General features: G+C 42.7%; 17 protein-coding genes. 8 read left to right on the top strand and 9 right to left on the bottom strand.

The features are described from left to right. Positions 1-17 precede the first annotated feature (17 nt). Positions 18-1,118: a hypothetical protein gene (locus tag D9T12_RS02185; protein ID WP_130536605.1), complete on the top strand. Its 1,101-nt coding sequence runs from the start codon at positions 18-20 to the stop codon at positions 1,116-1,118. 594 nt (positions 1,119-1,712) lie between these two features. Here the strand turns inward: D9T12_RS02185 and ltrA are convergent. The 6 genes from ltrA to mutY all read right to left on the bottom strand — a co-directional run bounded on the left by ltrA (position 1,713) and on the right by mutY (position 9,589). Next, positions 1,713-3,404 carry a group II intron reverse transcriptase/maturase gene (gene ltrA / locus D9T12_RS02180; RefSeq protein ID WP_130536641.1) on the bottom strand — a complete coding sequence of 564 codons (1,692 nt, stop codon included), beginning with the start codon at positions 3,402-3,404 and terminating at the stop codon, positions 1,713-1,715. Positions 3,405-4,574: 1,170 nt separating this feature from the next. Continuing rightward, complete coding sequence (gene groL, locus D9T12_RS02175; RefSeq protein WP_130536640.1) at positions 4,575-6,209, bottom strand: chaperonin GroEL; 1,635 nt, start codon at positions 6,207-6,209, stop codon at positions 4,575-4,577. A 60-nt stretch (positions 6,210-6,269) separates the two neighbouring features. After that, positions 6,270-6,560: a co-chaperone GroES gene (locus D9T12_RS02170; RefSeq protein ID WP_130536639.1), complete on the bottom strand. Its 291-nt coding sequence runs from the start codon at positions 6,558-6,560 to the stop codon at positions 6,270-6,272. A 329-nt stretch (positions 6,561-6,889) separates the two neighbouring features. Continuing rightward, positions 6,890-8,095 carry an EAL and HDOD domain-containing protein gene (locus tag D9T12_RS02165; RefSeq protein WP_130536638.1) on the bottom strand — a complete coding sequence of 402 codons (1,206 nt, stop codon included), beginning with the start codon at positions 8,093-8,095 and terminating at the stop codon, positions 6,890-6,892. A 109-nt stretch (positions 8,096-8,204) separates the two neighbouring features. Beyond that, positions 8,205-8,474 (bottom strand): oxidative damage protection protein, encoded by a 270-nt coding sequence (locus D9T12_RS02160; protein WP_130536637.1) that lies wholly within the window; start codon positions 8,472-8,474, stop codon positions 8,205-8,207. Positions 8,475-8,497: 23 nt separating this feature from the next. After that, entirely contained in the window at positions 8,498-9,589 is a 1,092-nt protein-coding gene (mutY, locus tag D9T12_RS02155; RefSeq protein WP_130536636.1) for an A/G-specific adenine glycosylase, read from the bottom strand. A gap of 91 nt (positions 9,590-9,680) precedes the next feature. Here mutY and trmB point away from each other — a divergent pair, with 91 nt between their 5' ends. Continuing rightward, a complete protein-coding gene (trmB, locus tag D9T12_RS02150; RefSeq protein WP_130536635.1) occupies positions 9,681-10,451 on the top strand; it encodes a tRNA (guanosine(46)-N7)-methyltransferase TrmB in 771 nt (256 codons plus the stop codon). Between the two features lie 48 nt (positions 10,452-10,499). Here trmB and D9T12_RS02145 read toward each other — a convergent pair whose 3' ends face one another. The 3 genes from D9T12_RS02145 to rdgB form a co-directional block, all read right to left on the bottom strand. Next, entirely contained in the window at positions 10,500-11,615 is a 1,116-nt protein-coding gene (locus D9T12_RS02145; RefSeq protein WP_130536634.1) for an AsmA family protein, read from the bottom strand. A gap of 123 nt (positions 11,616-11,738) precedes the next feature. Further along, positions 11,739-12,908, bottom strand: coding sequence for a radical SAM family heme chaperone HemW (hemW, locus tag D9T12_RS02140; protein ID WP_130536633.1), 1,170 nt, complete (start codon positions 12,906-12,908; stop codon positions 11,739-11,741). A 64-nt stretch (positions 12,909-12,972) separates the two neighbouring features. Beyond that, positions 12,973-13,587, bottom strand: a complete 615-nt coding sequence (gene rdgB, locus D9T12_RS02135) for an RdgB/HAM1 family non-canonical purine NTP pyrophosphatase (protein ID WP_130536632.1) — start codon at positions 13,585-13,587, stop codon at positions 12,973-12,975. Between the two features lie 83 nt (positions 13,588-13,670). Between rdgB and D9T12_RS02130 the strand changes: the two genes are divergently transcribed. From D9T12_RS02130 to adk, 6 genes are all read left to right on the top strand, one after another. Continuing rightward, entirely contained in the window at positions 13,671-14,558 is an 888-nt protein-coding gene (locus D9T12_RS02130) for a YicC/YloC family endoribonuclease (protein WP_130536631.1), read from the top strand. A 153-nt stretch (positions 14,559-14,711) separates the two neighbouring features. Continuing rightward, a complete protein-coding gene (locus tag D9T12_RS02125) occupies positions 14,712-18,014 on the top strand; it encodes a methyl-accepting chemotaxis protein (RefSeq protein WP_130536630.1) in 3,303 nt (1,100 codons plus the stop codon). A gap of 188 nt (positions 18,015-18,202) precedes the next feature. Further along, positions 18,203-18,418, top strand: coding sequence for a hypothetical protein (locus tag D9T12_RS02120; protein WP_130536629.1), 216 nt, complete (start codon positions 18,203-18,205; stop codon positions 18,416-18,418). Between the two features lie 223 nt (positions 18,419-18,641). Further along, positions 18,642-21,170 carry a penicillin-binding protein 1A gene (locus D9T12_RS02115; protein ID WP_130536628.1) on the top strand — a complete coding sequence of 843 codons (2,529 nt, stop codon included), beginning with the start codon at positions 18,642-18,644 and terminating at the stop codon, positions 21,168-21,170. A gap of 44 nt (positions 21,171-21,214) precedes the next feature. Next, positions 21,215-22,102 (top strand): fructosamine kinase family protein, encoded by an 888-nt coding sequence (locus tag D9T12_RS02110; RefSeq protein ID WP_130536627.1) that lies wholly within the window; start codon positions 21,215-21,217, stop codon positions 22,100-22,102. A 390-nt stretch (positions 22,103-22,492) separates the two neighbouring features. Then, positions 22,493-23,140 carry an adenylate kinase gene (adk, locus tag D9T12_RS02105; protein WP_130536626.1) on the top strand — a complete coding sequence of 216 codons (648 nt, stop codon included), beginning with the start codon at positions 22,493-22,495 and terminating at the stop codon, positions 23,138-23,140. The last annotated feature ends 325 nt before the right edge of the window (positions 23,141-23,465 follow it).

The following is a 23,465-nucleotide window of genomic DNA, read 5'->3' as shown; positions in this document are numbered from 1 at the left end:
GAATGAGACAGAATTTTATGAAAACAACCTCAAATAACTCAAACAACCTAAACCGACTAAATAAACTCAACCTAGCTCTGTTACTAGCGCTAAGCACATCGTTAGTGGGCTGTGGCGGAGGCGGCGGAAGCTCGAATCCAGACACCCCAATTGAACAACCGGATCCAGATACCGATCCAGGCACAGATCCAGAACCAACCACGCCGGAAGCACTGGAACTCACCGCCAGCGATGCGCTAGATTACGGTGTCGCCTTCCAACGAGCCATGTACGTGTTCACAGAAACCCTACAACCCTATGCCAACGGGGATCAACCACAAGAAGTGGTTAAAGCACTGTTTTACTACCCACAAGCCGCCAAACTCGCGTATGACAATGTGATTCAACCCAATGCGGCCTGTGACAGCGGCTCGGCCACGCCACAAATGGTCGACCTCAACAGTGATGGACAAGTCACCCTTGAAGGTGAATCCATGAGCTACACCTTTAACCAATGTCAAATCACCACAGACAGTGGAACTATGCTCTTAGACGGAACCCTGCAATACGCTTACCAAGCCACTCAAACCGTCACAGAACACCAAGCACTGCTGACCTACACCCATTTAACGGTACAAACCCAAGCCGCAACCTTTGCACTGGATGGGAATCGATTATTAGAGATCAATACCAATGGTGGCCTTGTCTTAACCAGTACCGTACAAAATGGCTTAACGCAAACGGCCACCGCTGGCGATCAAAGCTCGGGGAATGCACTACAAGATGGCTACACTCAAAGCTATCAGCGCCAAGGCAATGAATGGCAATTATCCGTGACAGGGCAAAGTGTCCTGACCCAAGGCAATCAACAAGCTGTCTTAACCACCTCACAAAGCGAAGCCTTCCGAGGATTGGTGAATGGCAATCAAGACCATGAACCTTATCAAGGACAGTATCAGATCCTGTGGAACACCGGAGATATGGCACTGATGGATAAAGCGTTACAGTTCCAGAGTGTTGCGTCGACACAGGTCACTGAAGACTACCAAGTACAAATCAACTTCTTGGACGATGCAGGCAGTGACACAATCAGTGACAGCTTTACGATTAACTGGGCAGGAACGAACCCGAATGATTAAGTACGACTGAGAAAAGTCGCACAGTGACATAGTTGACTCTTTGAAAGTCAATCCAAGACAACGGGGCATAAAGCCTCGTTTTTACTTTCTACCGGCCGGTATTGTTTTTCCAGTCTCGGACATAAAAATAGAGCTCGCACTTTGGGCATAAAAAAACCAGCACAAGGCTGGTTTTAAACAAAAGGCTTAGTGGCCAATTTAGGGGATTAGAGGTTGCAGTTTTATGCTAGCTTCAAGGCGAGAATTTGACCCGAAGTGGAATGTACAAATAGAACAGTCGCAACAGAAGCTCGATATTCTGCCCACAAAAAACCGGCATTAAAAATGCCGGTCTTTTCAGAGAACTGATTAGCACTCAATTTTCTAGCTAGGCGGTATAAATCTTTGATGATAACAAGGTAAATTTTGAAACCGGAGCGCAGCGTACATTAAAGTACGTGAGCACCGGAAGTTCAAATTTAACGCCGTTAGCGCAAAAATTTAAACGCTCTAGCAGAAAATGTCGGGTAGCAAGAGTGCATTACTGCCCTCCCGCCCCCTAAGAACCGTACGTGCGAGTTTCCCCGCATACGGCTCAAGCCTTTACAAGCCACGTCATGGCGACGAAGCCGGCAAAGTATCGGTTTCTTCTTTCGCTAAACGCGAATGAAGTTGCCGATGACAGGTGGGATGTAATAACACCAAATTACCCAATTTATCAGTGCCTCCATTAGACCTAAAGACTATATGATGAACATTCCATCCTGTCTCTTTGGTTATGGGTTGTGAACAAATTGGACAACAACCTTTTTGTCTCCGCCAAAGCGAGTATAGACGCTTCCTACCTTGCATTGAATCTTTCCAAATATATTCAAGACGTCTCTCAAAATATTGGTCCCAATCAGGCAGGTATGGATTAGCCATTGCTTTGATTTTGACTTTACGCTTAATTGGAACATCCATAGCATATTGGAGATAGAGTCTATTTCCATCAGCATCGACCGCAGAAAAGCACCATTTTCGGTTCCCAAAAACAGGAAAATACTTATCTTTAATCCAACGCTTTTTACGCCCTAAATGCCTTCTCTTGGACCACTGCCAGAGTAATTTCCAAACCCTGTAATCCAAGTAATTAAACGTTTGCTTTGCCACCACATGGCGGTGATAGTTAGCCCACCCCCGAATAATCGGGTTTAGTCTTTGTATCAACATCCATGCTGGTAACGCCGCATATTGCTTGACGATTTGACGAATTTTAAACAGAACTGATTTGAGATTCTTAGCCGAAGGCTTGATAAACATCTTGCCCTTGTAAGACCTCAAATTTTGCCCCAAAAAGTCAAACCCATCCTCTATGTGAGTTACTAAAGTCTTTTCTGGTGATAAAGCTAACCCTCGCTGATACATAAAGTCTTCAACAATAGGCTTAACTTCATTTTCCAGAAGATCTTTAGAGATACCTGTGATAACAAAATCATCAGCATATCTCACATAGTTCACCTTGGTTTTGTAACTGGCTTTTGTGTTTTTCTTCCCAAAATGAGATTCCAACACGTCTTCCAATCCATCTAACGCAAGATTAGCCAGAACAGGCGAAATGATACCTCCCTGTGGAGTACCTGAACCAGTCGGATGTAATACGCCTTGCTCCATGAATCCAGCTTGTAACCACTTACGCAGCACTCGCGAATCCATTGGAACACGACTAATTAGCCAATCATGGCTGATGTTATCGAAACATCCTTTGATGTCACCTTCCAACACCCATTTAGCAGAGGACTTGCGACTGAGATTGACAAACAATTGTTCAATCGCATCTGCTGTTGAACGCATTGGGCGAAATCCGTAGGAGTTCCGATCCGCAGTCGTTTCCGACACTGGTTCAAGCCCTAACAGGTAAAGTGCCTGCATTGCTCTGTCCAGCATCGTTGGAATACCCAAAGGTCTCCGGGAACCGTTGGCCTTAGGTATGTAAACTCTGCGAAGAGGTTGTGGTTTGTAGCCTTTTCGTGAAAGCCGAAAAATAGCAAACCACTTGGTTATTGGTGTATCCCATTTTTCACCGTCAACGCCAGCCGTATTACGACCTCTGTTTTCAGTGACCCGTCTCACAGCAATGGCTTTCGCAGAGAAAGAATGCACCAGCATACGCTGGAGCTTCTTGACCCTTCGCCAATCGTTGTGAGCAGTTGCCTTTGCGATACGTACTTGTAGCTCTCTCACCTTTCGATGACAGGTTTCCCAGTTAATCGAATGCCAACTTGTGGCACGGTGCGAGAATGCAGGTGTTAAATCATTAGCACTCATCTTGCTATCCTCAATTGAATAGCCCGAAGAGAGAACTCCCCTATGGGGAATACTCCCCACAGGGCTGTTGTAAATAAACGGTAAGACCGTACTTAGTTAGAGAGCTTTACATGCATTCACGCAAGTAAAGACCAGATGGACGTCTGCCTGCTTTCGCATGGGACAAAGTTTGAATCCCTATCTTGACCATTACAGCCAAGCATTCGCTTTTTCCATCCTCCTGCTCCCGCATATTCAACAGCTCTCCTTACGGATTACCTGCCACGAAGGCGAATATACGGGGTTGTCGAGTTCCGTGACGATGCCACTGAAGGGTTAGGTTCTGCCTATCTACCGGTAGTTTGAGTATCAGCGTATCCCCAGATGTAAAAGAGATAACCAACTACACACCTTTTGGTTAAAGCCTATCAGTGGATTTGGCTTTTCGCGGTTGACGGTATTTATCAGCAGTTCACTTACGTTAACCATACCTTCGAGCCTAGCACCTCATCCGCATTTCCACTTGCAGAATCTGAATGAATCCTCACGGTATTCATTCACCTATAAAAGGGGTTGCATTGTCAGAAAGCTTCGCACCACCTCATTACTAAGGTCGCACTATTCCTAGGCTACTATTGGCTGAACAATAGGTTCACTACACACTATTTCTAGCGTATCGAACAGACATCGTCACAGCTTATGCCGCTGCGAGTTTATTGGTTGGCCGTACAAGCCGAAGTGAAAAGCATCCTTGCATTATAGATTGCAATGAAGCCGTTTTTGTTTGCGTCGCAAAAGTCGATTTAACAAACAAGAGGTAACTTTTATTACTTCAACGAAGTAAAAAAAAGTTTGCGTGTTTACATGGTAAACGAGTGACTAGAATATTTCGCCATAACGGGAAAATTCTATAAGTGTCATAAGAGACGGATGGGAATAGCTTCTTACCACCATCCCGTCGGGTGATGGTAAGGAAGCTACCTAGCATGACAAAACTAGTCAATGCTATGAATGTTCATCGTATATATGAACGCAGTTTTTGAGTGGACTGGTAACCAACGCATTGGTTTTCCCGCATAACTTAGTCCTGTGCGGGATGAATCAGTAAGGCTCAACACCTCCTGATTCGGCAATCACCTTAACAAAGCCTATTTGCTATGTCAAGGTGTCTCGCAGGCGACTCTCGTCGCACTACATCATGCCACCCATACCTCCCATTCCTGCTGCAGCCGCTGCATTGTTATCACCATCTTTGCTTGGAAGATCCGCAATTGCTGCACCAGTCGTTAGAACAAGACCCGCAACAGATGCTGCATTTTGCAGTGCAGAACGTGTTACTTTAGCAGGATCGATAATACCAGCTTCTAGCATGTCAACGTATTCTTCTTTTGACGCATCGAAACCGAAGTTACCTTCACCTTCCATTACTTTGTTCACAATAACTGAACCTTCTAGACCGCAGTTGGTTGCAATTTGACGCATTGGCTCTTGCATTGCACGCATGGCAATTTGGATACCAACGTTTTGATCATCGTTCTCACCTTCAACCGTAACATTTGCCAACGCACGAACAAGGGCAACACCACCACCGGCAACAATCCCTTCTTCAACTGCTGCACGAGTTGCGTGAAGTGCATCGTCAACACGATCTTTTTTCTCTTTCATTTCAACTTCAGTTGCCGCACCAAGCTTGATGACCGCAACACCACCGGCCAATTTCGCCAGACGCTCTTGAAGTTTTTCTTTGTCGTAGTCAGAGGTTGAATTTTCAATCATTGATTTAATTTGCGCAACACGTGCATCAATGTCTGCTTTTGAACCAGCACCATCGATGATCTTAGTCGTATCCTTACCAATCACAACTGACTTAGTTTGACCAAGGTGCTCAAGTTCAACCGTTTCAAGCGATAGTCCAACTTCTTCAGAAACAATCGTACCGCCAGTTAGCACAGCCATATCTTGTAACATCGCTTTACGACGCTCACCAAAACCAGGCGCCTTAACCGCTGCAACTTTAACAATACCACGCATGTTATTGATGACTAATGTTGCTAGCGCTTCACCATCAACATCTTCTGCAATGATTAATAGTGGACGACTTGTTTTTGCAACCGCTTCCAAAGTAGGAAGTAGATCACGCATGTTCGAGATTTTCTTATCGAACAACAAGATGAATGGGTTTTCCAATTCTGCAACCATTTTGTCTTGGTTTGTGACGAAATATGGCGATAGGTAACCACGGTCAAATTCCATACCTTCAACCACAACAAGCTCGTCATCCAGAGAAGAACCTTCTTCTACAGTGATAACACCTTGAGTTGTTACACGCTCCATCGCATCAGCAATCATTTGACCGACTTTTGCATCTGAGTTTGCAGAGATCGTTCCAACTTGCGCCCAAGAATCTTTTGTATCGCAAGGGTTAGACATCTTTTTGATTTCTTCAACAACCGCTTCAACCGCTTTGTGAATACCACGATTTAGATCCATTGGGTTCATGCCCGCAGCAACAGATTTCATCCCTTCACGAACGATAGATTGAGCAAGAACCGTTGCAGTCGTTGTACCATCACCCGCAACATCATTGGTTTGTGAAGAAACTTGCTTCACCATTTGCGCACCCATGTTCATGAACTTATCTTCAAGTTCGATTTCACGAGCAACCGAGACACCATCTTTTGTGACAGTTGGCGCACCAAACGATTTTTCTAAAACAACATTACGACCTTTAGGACCTAGCGTAACTTTCACTGCATCTGCTAGAACATTGATCCCTTCAACCATTTTTTCACGAGCGTCTAAACCAAAACGTACGTCTTTAGCCATTTTTTAAATCCTTATTTTTGTAAATTTTTCAGAAATTTCTATGAAATGTGTTCAATCTAATTAGTCGATGATTGCGATGATGTCATCTTCGCGCATAATCATTAGCGGTTCACCGTTGTCATCTTTGACTTCTTGACCTGAATACTGACCAAACATCACTTTATCGCCCACTTTCACCGTCATAGCGATAATAGTCCCTGAATCAGAGGCTTTACCTGGACCCACTGCAACGATTTCACCCATGTTTTCTTTTTCTTGCGCAGAACCTGGCAGCAGAATACCGCTAGCAGTTTCTTTTTTCTCTTCAACACGGCGAACCACAACGCGGTCTTGTAAAGGCTTAATGTTCATAGGTTTCTCCTAAAAATAATCACGATTAAAATTTAAATGGTAAAAATTTGGGTCGTTTTTCGTCTGATCATTTCTCTAACACTTCCACTGAAATGCTCAAACGTTTCACAACGTTGTGTTTATTGGTGCCGATATAAATTTATTCAAGGGAAGAAAGTAAAAAAATTTGAGTTTTTTGCTTAAAAAACCAAAATGCAATGAATACGCGTTGAAACCGCGTGAGAATTCAGCGTTGAAGAAATTTAAGAAAAAGAAAAACGCTACCGGCCGGTAACGTTTATCAAGAACACATTTGCATATATAGTCGACTCTGAATAACTAATAACTGACTAGGCTAAATTGACACTCTTCGCAAATTGCATCGCTTGCAAATAACAATGGGAAGCCTCACCAATTGAAATAGAAGGAGGAACTTTCATATCTGTGCGACCTCTTTCTAAGCCAACCACCAACTCTAACGTTTCTCCCATAAGGCCGTCATAGTTCAAAAGCGCTTGTTCCACATGCGATTCTAACTTTAGCTTTTCAAGCAACCCTTCTAATGGCGCTTCCATAACCGCATCCAAGGTCGAAAAAAGTCCGACGGTAAAATAACTGTCTTTACTGTGATGACCTACTTTTTGCCCGATTAATTCGCAACATTTTGCTCGAATCAACGAGGTTTGAAACAGCTCTAAAGGCTTGTCATCGACACCCGATAACACCAACATACTGGTCCAACTTTTTAAGCGGTCAAGGCCAAAACGCAGCACCGCATCATGAATCGATGACATCGGTTGATATTTGGGATACCCTTCTGCGACGAATCTTAATAGCTTCTGGCTCAATCCAACATCTCGTCCAATGATTTCGGACAGCTTATGCATATCTACATCGGGATCATAAACATTCGATAAAAGTTCAAGTAACAGTAATTTATTATTAGGAAGACGCTTTCCAGCAACAATTTTCGGCTTAGAAAAGAAATAGCCTTGAAAATAGTCAAACCCGAGTTTGACACAGAACTCAAATTGCTCGCGCGTTTCAACTTTTTCAGCCAACAGCTTTAAGTCATGATTTTTCAATCGTGTAGCATGCTCAATCAACTTTTTAGGGCCAACCGATAAAATATCAATTTTGAGAATATCCGCAAACGCTTCAAGAGGGACAAAATCAGGATTAAAAACGTAGTCATCCAAGGCAATCGTATAGCCTTTCTCTTTTAATTGGCGTACCGCCTGAATCAATTTTGGCGTAACTTTTACATCTTCCAAAATCTCAATCACCACTTGTCGGCGAGGAAAGAAGGGTTGATTTTCTCTTAACAGAAGTCCTTCTGTGAAATTCACAAAGGCTTTATCTTCGCCAACCACGTCCGAGATACCCATATCGCCGAAAGCGCCCATCATGACTTGTGCAGAAGCTTCGTCTCCCCCTAGAATAACCGCCTGATTCTCCTGGTTATTGGCTCGAAACAACAACTCATACCCAAACACCGTTAAATCTCGTTTAAAGATTGGTTGACGGGCAACATAGATGTCTAACAATTGACTCACTAGAGCTCCCTTTCCTATCGAAAATATTCGTAGTTAGCAAAGAAATCGCCTAAAAATTTAGGCAGAAAAACATTTTGTTTGGTAATGACTGTCTATATATTAATAGTTGTTAGACCGCTTTAAACTCATCCGGCATGTCGATGTCTTCATCATTAAACAAAAACTTTTGCATCTCTTCCTGCAAAAACGTCTTTGCCTTTGGATCCAAACTCGACAAACGGTATTCATTAATCAAAATTGTTTGTTGGCTCAACCACTGTTTCCAAGCTTCTTTCGAGACGCTATTGAAAATTTTCTCACCCAAAGGCCCTGGGAATGGTGCGAAATCCAAACCATCCAACTCTTCACCTAGTTTTACACATTGAACTTTACGTGACATAGTGCTTCCCTTTTATTAATTCTTTAATAGTTATGCAAACTTTGAACCAGCTTTTGAACGGGTGCTGGCAAGCCTAATTCGTTCTTAATCAGTGCTTCTCGACTCACCCACTTTCCAAGACCACTCTTTACCGGCCGGTTATTTTGATACTCTTCGGAAGGTTCTTTAACCAGTCTATCGACAGAATTCAGCTCAGCAAAAACTGGCGTAATATCCAAGTGATAATGCGAAAAAGTGTGTCTAAATTCTTCCCATTTTAACAAACTTGACGCGGAACAAAATTGCGATTCCAGCATTGTTTGACATTCCTGCCACGAATCCAATTGAGGGAATGACCAGAGCCCTCCCCAAATCCCTTTTTGAGGTCGTTGCTCCAGCCAAACGTCTCCGTTATTATTTTGAACAATCAACAAATGGGCTTGACGAACAGGTTTCTCTTTTTTCGGTTTTTTGACCGGCAATTCCGCCACTTTATTTTGCAGATAGGCTTGGCAATCAGATTGCATCGGACAATCCTCACACTTTGGTTTGGAACGCGTACACAGAGTGGCGCCTAAATCCATAATTGCCTGAGTGTAATCACTAAACCTTTCAGCCGGGGTGAATGAATCCGCCCTTTGCCAAAGCATTTTCTCCGTTTCTCTCTCGCCCGGCCAAGTTGCCACACCATCCACACGCGACAAAACCCGTTTCACATTCCCATCAAGAATCGGATAACGCTTGCCAATCGCAATCGCTAAAATCGCCCCAGCAGTTGATCGGCCAATTCCAGGCAACGCAACGATTTCCTCAAACTTTGTGGGAAACTCTCCTGCAAACTCATGAACAATGATTTGCGCGGCTTTATGCAAATTCCGTCCTCGCGCATAATAGCCCAACCCCGCCCAGAAACTTAACACCTCATCTTGCTCAGCCGCCGCCAAAGCATTCACATTTGGGAAGCGCTGCATAAAACGTTCATAATAGGGAATCACCGTTTTAACCTGCGTTTGTTGCAACATGATTTCTGACACCCACACCCGATAAGGTGTTTTATTTCGCTGCCAAGGTAGATCATGTCGTCCATAATCATCAAACCAAGTTAATAAAGCTTGAGAAAATTGATCTGCTTGCATTCTCAATTGAGTCATCCTATTTCTGTGCAATTTAGTTTTCGGGCTATAATAACGCTCATTTTTAAAGATTCAATTCGTAAAGATAGCCAGCATGACCGATACAAAAACTGAAAATTCTACCGTCAATTCCGAAACTTTACCGGCCGGTGAACATACCGAAACAGACACCAAAGAAACGATTGATGAAAGTCAAAGACGCATTAAAAGCTTTGTGCTGCGTCAAGGTCGATTAACCAAATCACAACAAAAAGCTTTAGACGAACACTGGCAGACATTCGGTTTGGAAATTTCTCAAGGCGCTTTAGATTTCAACGAGGTATTTGGACGAGAAGCACCAACTATCATTGAAATCGGTTTTGGCATGGGAAAAAGTTTGGCAGAAATGGCCAAAGCAAATCCGCAAAACAACTATATTGGTATCGAAGTTCATAAGCCTGGTGTGGGTGCTTTGTTAAAACTAGTGGCCGATGAACAACTGGAAAATGTACGTGTGTTTAATGATGACGCAATTGAAGTGCTCGCCAACTGCATTCCACCCAACAGCTTAAGCGGTCTGTATTTATTCTTTCCTGACCCTTGGCATAAAAAACGTCACCACAAACGCCGAATTGTTCAACCTGAATTTGCGGCAACCATCGCTAAACATCTCAAAGTTGGAGGGCATTTTCACATGGCAACCGACTGGGAAAACTACGCAGAGCATATGATGGAAGTCATGAGTGCCGCACCTAACTATCAAAACACCAGTGGTACAAATCAATATACGCCACGACCTGACTACCGGCCGTTAACGAAATTCGAACAACGAGGCCACCGCCTCGGTCATGGCGTTTGGGATTTGATTTTCGAAAAAGTTAAGTAGTCGACTAAGAAATACCTCTTTTCGACGTTGATGTAAAAACTCAACAAGCTATTCTGCCGTTGGCGTTTGAATTTTTGCTTTGCCTTGCAAAGTGATATTTTCTAACGTCAAGGCATGATTTTTATAACGCCACTCAATCAATGCATCTGCCTGCTGAAGTTTGCTCTGTTCACGCTCTGGCAGAGCAATATTCAGCTGATTTGACCAAGTTTGATAATCGACATTGACCGTCGTTGCTTGACCAATCACCTCTTCGTCCAACTGTCCATTGGCACTCACTTGTAATTTTCCATTTAAACCTTGGATTTCCCAAGATTCCAGTTGCACCAATTTTTTATCCCACTGATAACGCAGTCCTTTTCCTTTTTGAGTTAGGTTCACCACTGGATAAATTTCCTGCTCCAACAGTTGAGAATTCATCACACCTTGCCATGAGCGCATTTCGATCGATTTCCAACCGGCCGGTAACAAAAGTTCACTATTCATTCTGACATCCAGTGAACGTTGAGCGCCAGGCTTTTTCCAGTCAAACATAATGTGCACTGGAAACTGAGCATCCATCGCCAATTGATTAGCCACAACTGAGATATTTTCCATTGTCCAGCTCTTATCTGCATTAGCAGATTGATATGCAATCTGGCCATCTTGAATCACCAAACTACTCAATTGCCAAGTATGCGCAACAGACTCCTCCTTACTCGTTTCAGCCACTTGATTAGATTCCAAAAAACTTGCAATCAAGGCTTCGATATTAGGCAAATCCTGCCAATTATTTCGTCCTTGCTCATCACTCGAAAAAACAATTTTCGGATCAATCCATTGCAAACTTTGCACATCTAAGCGTTTATTTAAGAACAACTGAGACAATGACAACTCAGCCCGCAGCTCTTTAAATTCTAATTGAGGCCCCGACTCTGAAAATGCCTGAGAGTTGCTTAACGTTGATTTTCCAATGCTCATCGCAAATGGAATCACCGAAACATCCACAGCCCCTTCAATTTTAAAATCGCGTTGTGTGAGGTTTTTTACTTGTGCCTCTATTTGAGGTTTATAACGATTAAAATCAATAAAACTCACCGCTCCAGCAAAGCCTAAAAACACTAATACCGGCAAAATAATGAGCACATACAAGCCAATTCTTACGCTTTTTTTCAATTTCCTCATTCGCTAAACTCTTTATTTAATACAAATTTCAAAACTTTCCCAATCGCTATCAGAACGACTCGCCACTGTTCGCTATCTTTATCACATTCAAATACTTACCGGCCGGTAATAAATCGTGTGGATTTATTCCGTCATCGATAAAAAGGCTGACATCACATCATTTAAATACGTTTTTCCTTTATCCGTCAGTCTCAAGTAATCTTGGTCACACTCAATAAGTTTCAGGCCTTCTAATTCGCTGAGCTTTTCCCGAATCGTTTCAAGTTTTAAACCTGTTCGTTCTTCAAATAGACTCAATGCAAAACCTTGCTGTAAGCGCAACGTATTCAGCATAAACTCAAACGGTAATTCTCTATGGTCAATCGTTGTCAAGCGACCGTTTTTTTCTGCAAGCATTGTCTCAATATAACCACCCGGAGAAGCCGGCATTTGTGTGCGAAAAATCTCGCCATTGGGCGCATGTGTAATCTTGCCATGCGCACCGGCTCCAATCCCCAAATAATCCCCAAACTGCCAATAATTTAAATTGTGCAAACAACGCTGAGCCGGTTGTGCATAAGCTGAAACTTCGTAATGATCATAACCTGCACTGGCAATAAGTTCTTGGCAAGCAAGCTGCATATCCCACGCTAAATCATCGTCTGGTAAAACCGGCGGCTGGCGATAAAATGGTGTATTGGGTTCAAGCGTCAACTGGTAATGCGATAGATGTGGCGACTCAAACTCCAGCACTTGCTCAACATCCGCAACCGCCTGTTCAAGCGTTTGGTTCGGCAAGGCAAACATCAAATCCAAATTAAAATTTTTAAAACCTGCACTTCTTGCTGCGTCAATGGCTCGCTTAGCGTCTTGCGATGAATGAATACGCCCCAAAGCTTCCAGTTTTTCATTATCAAAACTTTGAATTCCCATCGACAATCGATTCACGCCATTATCGAAAAACATTGCAAATTTCTCATAATCCACCGTTCCAGGGTTTGCTTCAAGCGTGACTTCAATTTGACCCGAGAAACCCAATAAAGCTCGTGCTTGCGACATAAATCGTTTGAATTCTTTCTCGGAAAATAAGCTTGGCGTTCCTCCCCCAAAAAATATACTGCGAATCGGACGTCCCCAAATTAGAGGCAAGGTTTTCTCAAGCTGGAGTAGCATCGCATCTACGTAAGCTTTTTCGTTGTCGGAATCTTTGGCGTTGTGAGAATTAAAATCACAGTACGGGCATTTTTGAATGCACCACGGATAGTGCACATACAAACTAAGAGGCAGCGGGTGTGAGAAGTTCAATTGAGTCATTTTTTAAGATCTGTCAATACGGTTTTAAACACGGTGATAGGCTGCTCTATGGACTGGACTTAAGCTAAGCCCCACGACGTAACTGCATGACTAGAGCATTTAGCGCTTGTGCACGATGACTGATTTGGTTCTTCTGAGATTTATCCAACTCAGCAGAAGACTTTCCAAGCTCGTCAATCCAAAAAATCGGATCATAGCCGAAACCACCATCGCCACGTTTTTCATGCAGAATTTCACCATACCAACGACCCAAACCAATAATAGGAGTTGGATCATTTTCATGTTCGACATACACCATTGCACAATAATAACTGGCCTGACGCTGACCGGCCGGTATAGTTTGCATGTCTAAAAGTAGTTTTTGTAAATTATCTTCATCACTCGGAGATTTTCCGGCCGGCATTAACTCCTCAGCAAAACGTGCAGAATAAATTCCCGGCAGTCCTTTTAATGCGCTCACCTCAATACCTGAATCATCGGCAATTGCTGGTAGTCCGGTTTTTTCTGCCGCAAAACGCGCCTTCAAAATCGCGTTTTCGATAAAACTTTTGCCATTTTCTTCTGCTTCTTCCGAGAACAGTTCTTTCTGAGAAACCACCTGCCAAGCCAATGGTTGAAGAATGGCATTCATTTCCTGCAATTTACCCACGTTGCCGGTTGCTAAAACCACTTTTTTCATTTTGAGCTCCATTCAATCTACAGGGTGTTTTAAACTATGCGCAGATTATAAACGATTGTATTGCCCTAAAAACGAGAGAAAATATGGACTATCCTATTTACAGCATGACGGCTTATGCCCGCCATCAAGCCGATTTTGCCAATCAAAAAGTTTCAGGGCAATTCACTTGGGAACTACGCTCGGTTAACCAACGCTATCTAGAACTTCATTTCAAATTACCGGATGCGCTAAAACATCTCGAACCCAACATTCGAGAACTCATGAAAGCACATGTTTCTCGCGGAAAAATTGACGTAAATTGTTCTTTATTCCTGCAACAGCAGACACAAGCGTTTAGCCTAAACCATTCAATGCTCGCACAACTAAAATCTGCGATTGATAAAACTTGCGACCGCTTTGAAACAACAATACCAGTCGACCCCTTGGAAGTTTTAAAATGGCCGGGCATCCTCGACACACAGGAAGCACAACTTGATGAGGCAATTGAAAACCAAATCCTTACCGAACTTGAAACCGCTCTAGAACAACTTAAATCTCATCGTTTACGAGAAGGCCAAGCATTAGGGCAAGTTTTGTTAGACCGTTGCAATCAAATTCAAACTCAACTGGAAATTATTACACCTTTGATTCCAGAAATCCGCCAACAACATTTACAAAAACTTGAACAGAGAATAGGCCATCTGAGCGAAAACCTAGATCATCAGAGGTTGCATCAGGAAGCCGCAATTCTGGCACAAAAAATCGATATTGATGAGGAATTACAGCGACTGCAAACACATCTGATTGAAATTCGTCACATCTTAAAAACAGACCAACCGAAAGGCCGCCGACTAGATTTTTTAATGCAAGAACTCAACCGAGAAGCCAATACGCTGGGTTCTAAATCGATTGACGCTCGTACAAGCCAAGCCAGTGTCGAGTTAAAGGTTTTAATCGAACAGATGCGCGAACAGGTACAAAATATTGAATAACCCTAAGGAAATAATTTGAAACCAATTGCGATACTCATTGCGCCCTATCAACTTTTCTTAAAAAAATAAGAACTCCATAGCAAATTACTTAGATTTGCTACGTAAAAACAGGCATCATTGGTGAGTATCAAACGTTTGCCTTTGGAGACTATTATGGCTACTTTTCAAGACCCTAGTGTGGTTGACATTCCCGATCACTACCGTCTTATTTCTCGTACCGATAAACACGGCACCATTGTTGAAGCGAATTCAGAGTTTGTCGAAATTAGCGGTTATTCTGAAGACGAATTAATTGGTCAACCGCACAATATTTTGCGAAACCCAGATGTTCCCAAAGCGGTCTTTAAAGATATGTGGGAGACCATTCAATCCGGCAAAGCATGGACTCAAATTGTCAAAAATCGCACCAAAGATGGTCGAAGTTATTGGGTTCTGGCGAACGTTTCTCCTCTTAAAGAGAACGGGCAAATAATTGGCTACATTTCAATTCGCAAACCGATCTCGCCGGAACTCGCTAACAAAGCCAGTGAAGCTTATAAAGCCATTAATGCCGGCAAGCTATTTGTTCAAAACGCTAATGTTATTACGTCAAAACAAAAAGCGCTGCAAGCCATTAACCCTTTTCAAAAGCTTGGGCTTCTAGGAAAAATAAATTTTTTAGGTTTGTTATTAGTGATTGTAGGTACCTTGCTTACCGGCTTGATTACTCAACAAACTTACTTGAATGCTGTCGAATTAAACGAAAGTAGTCGACATGCCAGCATCAAACACACCTTAGACCAACAGTTGACGGCATTTGGTCGACAAGGGATTAATACCGCAACAATTCTCAGCGCCTCACCCGAAATTCATCAAACGATCTTAAGTGGTAATAAAAAACTAACCAGTAAAATTTTGAATGCGCGTTTAGAAAGTTACAAAAAAATAAATGGTTTTGCACCTACAGTTCATATCCACACACCTGATGTGCGTTCATTTGTTCGTAGTTGGACTGAAAAATCAGGTGATGATTTAACCAGTTTTCGCTTTGCCATTAATAAAACCAGTCAAGACAAAAAAGCTCGCTTTGTCTTTGAGCTTGGCCGTGCAGGTCTTTCTATGCGAAGCATCGTTCCTATTTTTGATGAAGTGAAACAACCTGGCAACTATCTTGGTTCGCTAGAAGTCATGACAAAACTATCAGAAATCGAGGCTTTCTTTAACAACTCAAACTCTTACTACGCAACACTTTTAAATGCCGAAGCATTAAATATTGCAACTTCCGCAACCAATAATCCAAAAGCTGGAAGCTATACCATTGCCAATTCAAAGGGGTTGGATGCCACTTTTGATAAGTGGATGCAAGAAATTCAACTAGATACTCTCATTAATCAAGGGTTCATCCTTAAGTCTGGGCATTTCTTTAATACTTACCCTATTTATGATGCCCGAGATGAATTAATTGGTTATCACTTAATCGCTGAACCAGCAGATTCTCTGATTGCACTCAACGATACCTCTTTAGAGAATGTCTTCTCAACAATGATGATTGTTGTTGGTGCAATGATATTACTGATGATTGCCTTTATTCTTTTAGCCAAAATCAATATTGTTAACCCAATCACTCGAATGGCTAAACATATTAAAAGCGCTGTAGACAAAGGTGATTTGAGCGTTCGCCTAAAATCGGATGGCAAAGATGAGATTGCGCAATTAGCCACTGCTTACAACGAACAAATGCAAAGCGTAGCCATTACAATGGGAGAAGCCGGCCGGTTAATTAATGATGTTGCCCATGGTCGCTTCGATACCGAATCAACCCTTCCGATGCAAGGGGATTTTGCAGCAATTCGTGAAAACATTACCAAAACTATCGTCAGTATCAGTAATTCATTCTCAGAGTTAGAAAACGTTCTGGACAACATCCAGAAAGGGATCTTTGAATACCAACCCCAACACAAACTGCAAGGTAACTTCCAACTTAGTATGGATAACACTCTGCAATTTCTGGATGGCTTAAAACAGACTTTCACGAAAATTAACCATTTAATGAATGAAGTCTCTCGTGGTTACTTTTCCCATCGCCTGGACGTAGAGGCCCAGGGTGAAGTCAGAGCCCTTGTTGACAACATTAATGACTCACTTGATCAACTCAACAGAGCGGTTTCAGAAAGTACAGAAGTGATGATTGCGCAAGGTAGCGGCGACTTAACACGTCGTATTGAGACAGACTACGCAGGGACACTGGCGATTCTTAAAGACGGGATTAACAATTCGGTTAGCAACACCGGTAGCTTGATTTCTCAATCTAATTACTCTCTGCTGAAACTCGCAAATGGTGCAAAAGATATTTCGATAGGCATTCAAGATTTAGCCGCTCGAACACAAGAACAAGCCGCGTCATTGGAAGAGACCGCTGCGAGTATGGAGGAGATCACTTCAACTATCAAATCAACTGCTCAAAATGCAGAACAGGCTAACCAAGTAGCCAATCAATCGTTGCAAGAAGCGAGTCAAGCCAGCGTCGTGGTGCACAACACCATTAAATCGATTAATGAAATCAGTGCGGCAAGTAGTAAAATTTCAGAAATCACTTCCCTTATTGACAGCATTGCATTCCAAACCAACTTGCTTGCGCTAAATGCCGCTGTTGAGGCTGCACGAGCAGGCGAACATGGACGAGGTTTTGCAGTCGTTGCAGGAGAAGTCCGTTCACTTGCCAGTAAGTCTGCTGAAGCAGCGAAAGAGATTCGAGACTTAATTGACGATACGCTCGAAAAAGTGCAACAAGGTTCAAAACTTGCCGAAGACTCAGGAAAAGCTTTAGATACGATTAACAACTCGATTAATCGTATTAGCCAATTTATGAGTGAAATTTCTGAAACCTCAAATGAACAAGCGAAGGGCGTTGATCAAATCAATATTGCAATTACCCAAATTGATCAGGTCACACAGAAAAACTCTGCGCTGGTTGAGCATACTGCTCAGCAAACGCAGGCAATGGGAAATCTAGCAAATGAGGTTATCGGTGTCACAAAATCTTTCAACATTGACATCAACCAAATCGGTTTCCAAAATGCGATGCAGAGCGGTATCTTTAACTTTGCCCACGCAAGACGTGCTCACCGCCAATGGAGAGGCGTAATTCATGCTTACATTGAAGGTATGAATATTGATTTCAATCACAATGCTGCAACAGACCATACTCAATGCGCTCTTGGTAAATGGCACTATGAAGGCGACGGCCAAAACTATGCGCATTTGCCAGAAATGCAGCATGTTGAAAAAGTCCACGCCGAACTGCATGCCATAATCAAACAAATTATCGAAGCCCATGAACAAGGCAAAGACGAGGTTGTGGAAACCTTGTTTGCAACAATGAATGAATTAAGTGAAGCGGTGATTGAGGCCTTAACCCAAGCAGAAATTGCCGCCATTAAGATGTCAGCTTCTCGACAATTACAAAAACCTCACTAAATCATCCCAACAGCACTGAAACCAAATCAATTTCAGTGCTTTTTTATAAAAACTATGATATGACTTATATTTCAAACGGTTATCCATAAATTGCTTGAGTCAAATCAAGAGTGGAGATTGAATTTTGCAATCAAGCCGAGTATAGTCATCATCTGCTTATATGCGACTACAAAATATGAGGGGCAAATATGAGTAATTTAACAAAAATGCTATTAACGATTGTGGTTTCAGTTGTCGTGCCTTTGGCCATCCTTCTAGGGATTTGGGCAGACATTCTTCCACAAGAGCTTCAAGTGGCAATCGGTCTATTTGGTGTAATTGCCGCTATCGCATTCATCGTTGGGGGCAACCTAATGTTAATGTGGGGTGACATCAAATCAGGTCGTTACTCGAAAAAGTCTTAGAATTTAACTCTTGAAAAAGAGCTAAAGCCTGAACATAAACCCCGCTCACGCGGGGTTTTTTTGTATTAAAGGCAATCTTCAGCTAAAACATATCTCTTAGGAAACCTCTAATTGAATCAGAGATTCCTTAGATAAGTTTGCTCTCTACTGTTTCTAGATTGAAACGTTATAATAGTTACCAAATTTCATCACTCGCGACCGCCGTATCAACAAAGAGCACTCTATGACTGAAACACCGCAAACCCCATCAAATGGATCAACAGCAAAAGACTCCCTACCACTTTTTGGTCGCGCAAATAAAGACGCAGAATTATCTTCTACAGGGCAAACTCAATATTCTGACACTGCAGACTCGAACCATCCCAAGAAGCCGAACAGACCTGAAAAAACAAAACGTCGCATTTGGAAAGTGCTATTTTGGTTAAGCTTTGCCAGCAGCTTCATTATGATTCCTGTCGCTGCGATACTGTTTTATTTCCTCACCATTTATCCAACGCTTCCTGACCCAAAAGAGCTTAAAGAAGTCACCTATCAAGTGCCTCTAAAAATTGTTACGCAAGACAACAAATTAATTACTGAAATTGGTACCAAGCGTCGAATTCCATTGGAATACCCAGAAATTCCTGAACGTATGACTCAAGCCATTATTTCCGCAGAAGATGAAAATTTCTTTGCTCATAGCGGAGTGGACTATAAAGGTCTTGCTCGTGCAGTCTATCAACTTGTGACAACCGGTGAAAAGAAATCAGGTGGCTCAACCATTACCATGCAAGTTGCCCGTAACTTTTTCTTAACACGAGAAAAAAGCTACCTTCGTAAACTCAATGAAATCATACTTGCCTATAAAATTGAAAACGAACTATCAAAAGAAGAAATCCTTGCACTCTATCTCAACAAGATTTTTTTAGGGTATCGCTCTTATGGTGTCGCAGCAGCTGCGAACACATACTATGGACGTCCGATTCGAGAGTTATCGCTTGATGAATATGCAATGATTGCAGGGCTACCTAAAGCCCCTTCTGCCTATAATCCGATTATCAACCCTGAACGCGCCAAATTACGCCGTGATTATGTTCTACGCCGTATGCATGAGCTGAACTACATTAATGACGAAGAACTCGCTCAAGCATTAGCCGTTGAAGTACACGCTGAGAAACATGGCCCTATTATTGAAGTTGAAGCCGACTATATTGCGGAAATGGCTCGAAGCTTTGCGTTGGAAAACTTTGGCGAAGAAGCCCTTCAAAACGGTTTAACGATTGTCACTACGTTGCAAAGTGACTTGCAACAACAAGCCAACCGAGCTCTTCGCCACGGTCTTCAAGAATACGAGCGCCGTCATGGCTATCGTGGCCCGATTCAAACACTTGACGCTGACCAGTTAAACGACCAAGAAACTCTGCTTAAAACACTCAAATCGATTCGCAACTTCGGTGATTTAAAAGTTGCAGTTGTCACGGGCTTTGAGAAAAATCAAACCATAGTCTTTTCACAAGAAGGTGAAACTCAGCGCTTAGACTTCAAAACAATGGAATGGGCAGCACCTTACATTTCCGTCAACCGAAAAGGTAAATCGCCTAAAACACCTCAAGACGTTCTAAAAATCGGCGATGTCATTTATATCCAAATGCTAAACAACCAGTGGCAACTGGCACAAGATCCAAAGACAGAATCCGCTTTGGTTTCTCTAAACTCTGCGAATGGCCAAATTCAAGCATTGGTTGGTGGTTTTGATTACTTCCGTTCAAAATTTAACCGTGCAATTCAAGGTAAGCGCCAAGTGGGATCAAACATTAAACCTTTCCTCTATTCTGCTGCCTTAGAAAACGGTATGACCGCTGCTACGACAGTAAATGACGCGCCGGTGACCTTTTATGATCGTAATTTGGAAGAACACTGGCGTCCTGAAAACTATTCAGGGAAGTTCTATGGGCCAACCCGATTAAGAAAAGCTCTAGCCCTCTCTCGAAACCTAGTTTCAATCCGTTTATTACAGCAATTGGGCGTTCAAACCGGCATCGATTATTTCCAACGCTTTGGCTTTCCTACGGAAGAACTCAACCGGAGTAAAAACCTTTCGCTGTCTTTGGGAAGCGTCCAGTTTTCTCCTCTTGAAGTCGCTCGTGCTTATGCCGCTTTTTCAAATGGTGGCCATTTGATTGACCCATACTTTATTGAGGAAGTTAGAGACTTCGAAGGCACCACTATTTATCGCTCTGAACCTCGAACCGTCTGTCAAACCGGTTATTGTCCTGAAAACGATCCACAATACGCGCCTAGAATTATTGAAGCGCGTAATGCCTACATAATGAAAAGCATTATGAAAGATGTCGTAACCTACGGCTCTGGACGAAAAGCCAGAGCATTAAAACGTGAAGACATTGCCGGTAAAACCGGAACCACCAACGATCAAAAAGATGCATGGTTTTCAGGTTTCAACCCTTATATCACCACCACCGTCTGGGTTGGCTTTGATGAACCCTCTACTTTGGGACGCTACGAAGTTGGCGGTAGAGCAGCTCTCCCTATTTGGATGGAATATATGGAGTTGGCATTACAGGCTTACCCCAACGAAGAACCAAGCATGCCAGAAGGCATTGTCACCGTCCCTGTGAATAAAGAAACCGGACAAGCCGTGTCTGCGGATTCAGCCGATGCCTTATATGAAATTTTCCGCGAGGAAAATGCGCCGGAAGTTCCCAAAATCTCCCAGCAGCAATTAGAAACGATTGTCGAGGATTTGTTTGATTAACAAATATAAAGCTACCGGCCGGTATACTTTAAATGGGGTAAAAAATGAATTGGCAAGATTTTGCAAGAACGTTAAGTTCCCATCTTGGAAAACCAATCGACATTCAAAGTGCGTCGGCAGTCCATGGCGGAGACATTAACCAAGCCTATCGACTGCAAACAAGCCTCGGTGATTTGTTTATCAAACTTAATCAATCGCACTTTTTGCCGATGATGCAAGCAGAGGCTGTAAGCCTTGATTGGATAGCCAACACAAACACTTTGACCTGCCCCAAGCCTCTTGCAACGGGTGAGTTTAACAACCAGTGTTGGCTCGTCATGCCATTTCATCAATTGACCTCTCATGGAGATGATGCTCAACGCGGACGTGCTTTAGCTGAAATGCACCAACAAATTCGTAAAGAGCCCTCGCCTTTTGGCTGGTTCAACGACAACTTCATTGGCAAAACTCTGCAAAAAAATACCTGGCAGAACAACTGGGTTCGCTTTTATGGTGAGCAACGGCTTCGTCCTCAGCTAGAATTAAGCCGATTAAATGCAGGTTCACAACGCCTGTTCGACCTCGGAAACGAATTGATTGAACACCTTGATTTTTGGTTTGAAGACTACCAACCTGTAGCGTCTTTATTGCACGGTGATTTATGGGCTGGCAACAGCGCTTTTCTCGTGGATGGCTCTCCCTTTATTTTTGATCCTGCGAGTTATTTCGGTGATCGCGAAACCGATCTAGCCATGACCGAACTATTCGGTGGCTATTCATCCGATTTTTATCGTGGCTATAACGAAGTGTTTCCTCTCAACAAAGGCTATCAACAACGACGAGAACTCTACAACCTCTATCACATATTGAACCACTTCAACCTGTTTGGCGGCCATTACGCCCATCAAGCCACAAACACCATTGAAAATTTAATTCGCCAAGCCAACGCCTAGGGTCTGTTGAAAATTCATAATTAGGCTCTGCTCAAACCATTTTTCGTTCCAGCAAGGCAGAAAGAGCGTGGAATAGTTATTCTATTTGAGCGAATTTCTAACACTGCTGGGGCAAAAATGGCTTGAGCCCTACGGGTTGCGCTTAAAAATGTCGCACTCTTTGTTGCTCATCGCTTATTTGGAATAACCAAACTGCGCTTTGAGCGTCGTGATTGCTGCATTTTTAAGCAGCAACAGAGTCAAGTCTGAATTGTCAACAGACCCTAATCAAACATCTTTTTCTTTTATTCGTTTTTACTGAGCAGAATTTAGAGTAGTAAATTTGCCCTCATTGGCAAAGACCGTATAATAACGGCTAATTTTTTAATGACCCTTTCAAGGACTCCGACCATGAAATTTATTCTTCTGGGCGCACCAGGCGCTGGTAAAGGTACACAAGCTCAATTCTTAACCAAAGAGTTTGATATTCCGCAAATCTCAACAGGCGACATGTTACGCGCAGCAATCAAAGCCGGTACAGATTTGGGTAAACAAGCAAAAGCGTTTATCGACGAAGGAAAACTGGTCACTGATGAAATTATTATCGGCATGGTAAAAGAACGTATTGCACTGGATGATTGCAAAAACGGCTTTTTGCTTGACGGCTTCCCTCGCACGGTTCCTCAAGCAGATGCGCTAAAAGACGCAGGTGTTGCGATTGATGCGATTATTGAAATCGACGTACCGGATGAAGTCATTGTTGAGCGTATGTCAGGCCGCCGTGCGCATTTGGCGTCTGGTCGAACTTATCACATTGTTTACAACCCACCGAAAAACGAAGGGAAAGACGATGTCACTGGTGAAGACCTTGTTCAACGTGACGATGATAAGCCAGACGTCGTGCTCGATCGTTTGAAAGTGTATCATGACCAAACAGCGCCTCTGGTTAACTACTATACTGCCGCGTCAAAAGACGACGACAACCTAAAATACATTAAAGTTGATGGAACACAGTCCATTGATTCTGTAGAAAAAGAAATCATAAACGCCTTGAAATAAACGAAGGTTCTTCCTTTAGCATTTCTAACCGGCCGGTAAACTTCTTCAAAACGTTACCGGCCGGTAACCTTTACTAACTTCATTCAACACCAAAACAGTACATAACCCACAAACTTATCCACAACTTTTACACCCTATCTTGTTTCATCAACCAGATGGTCAATTCACGAGTCACACACCGGTAACCAATCGATTTAACTGCATTTAAGTATGTTAAAAAAAACTTTTTTGCGACAATCATAATTTATTGTTCTGTTAAAACAGCTTGTTTGCCCAAATACCATCCAACCGTTTTCTGCTTTATCCACATTTTGTGTTTTTAAAG

It is taken from the genome of Thiomicrorhabdus indica, from assembly GCF_004293625.1.
Lineage (GTDB): Bacteria > Pseudomonadota > Gammaproteobacteria > Thiomicrospirales > Thiomicrospiraceae > Thiomicrorhabdus > Thiomicrorhabdus indica.
The sequence above is the reverse complement of the archived record's forward strand: the minus strand, read 5'-3'. Positions and strand labels throughout refer to the sequence as shown.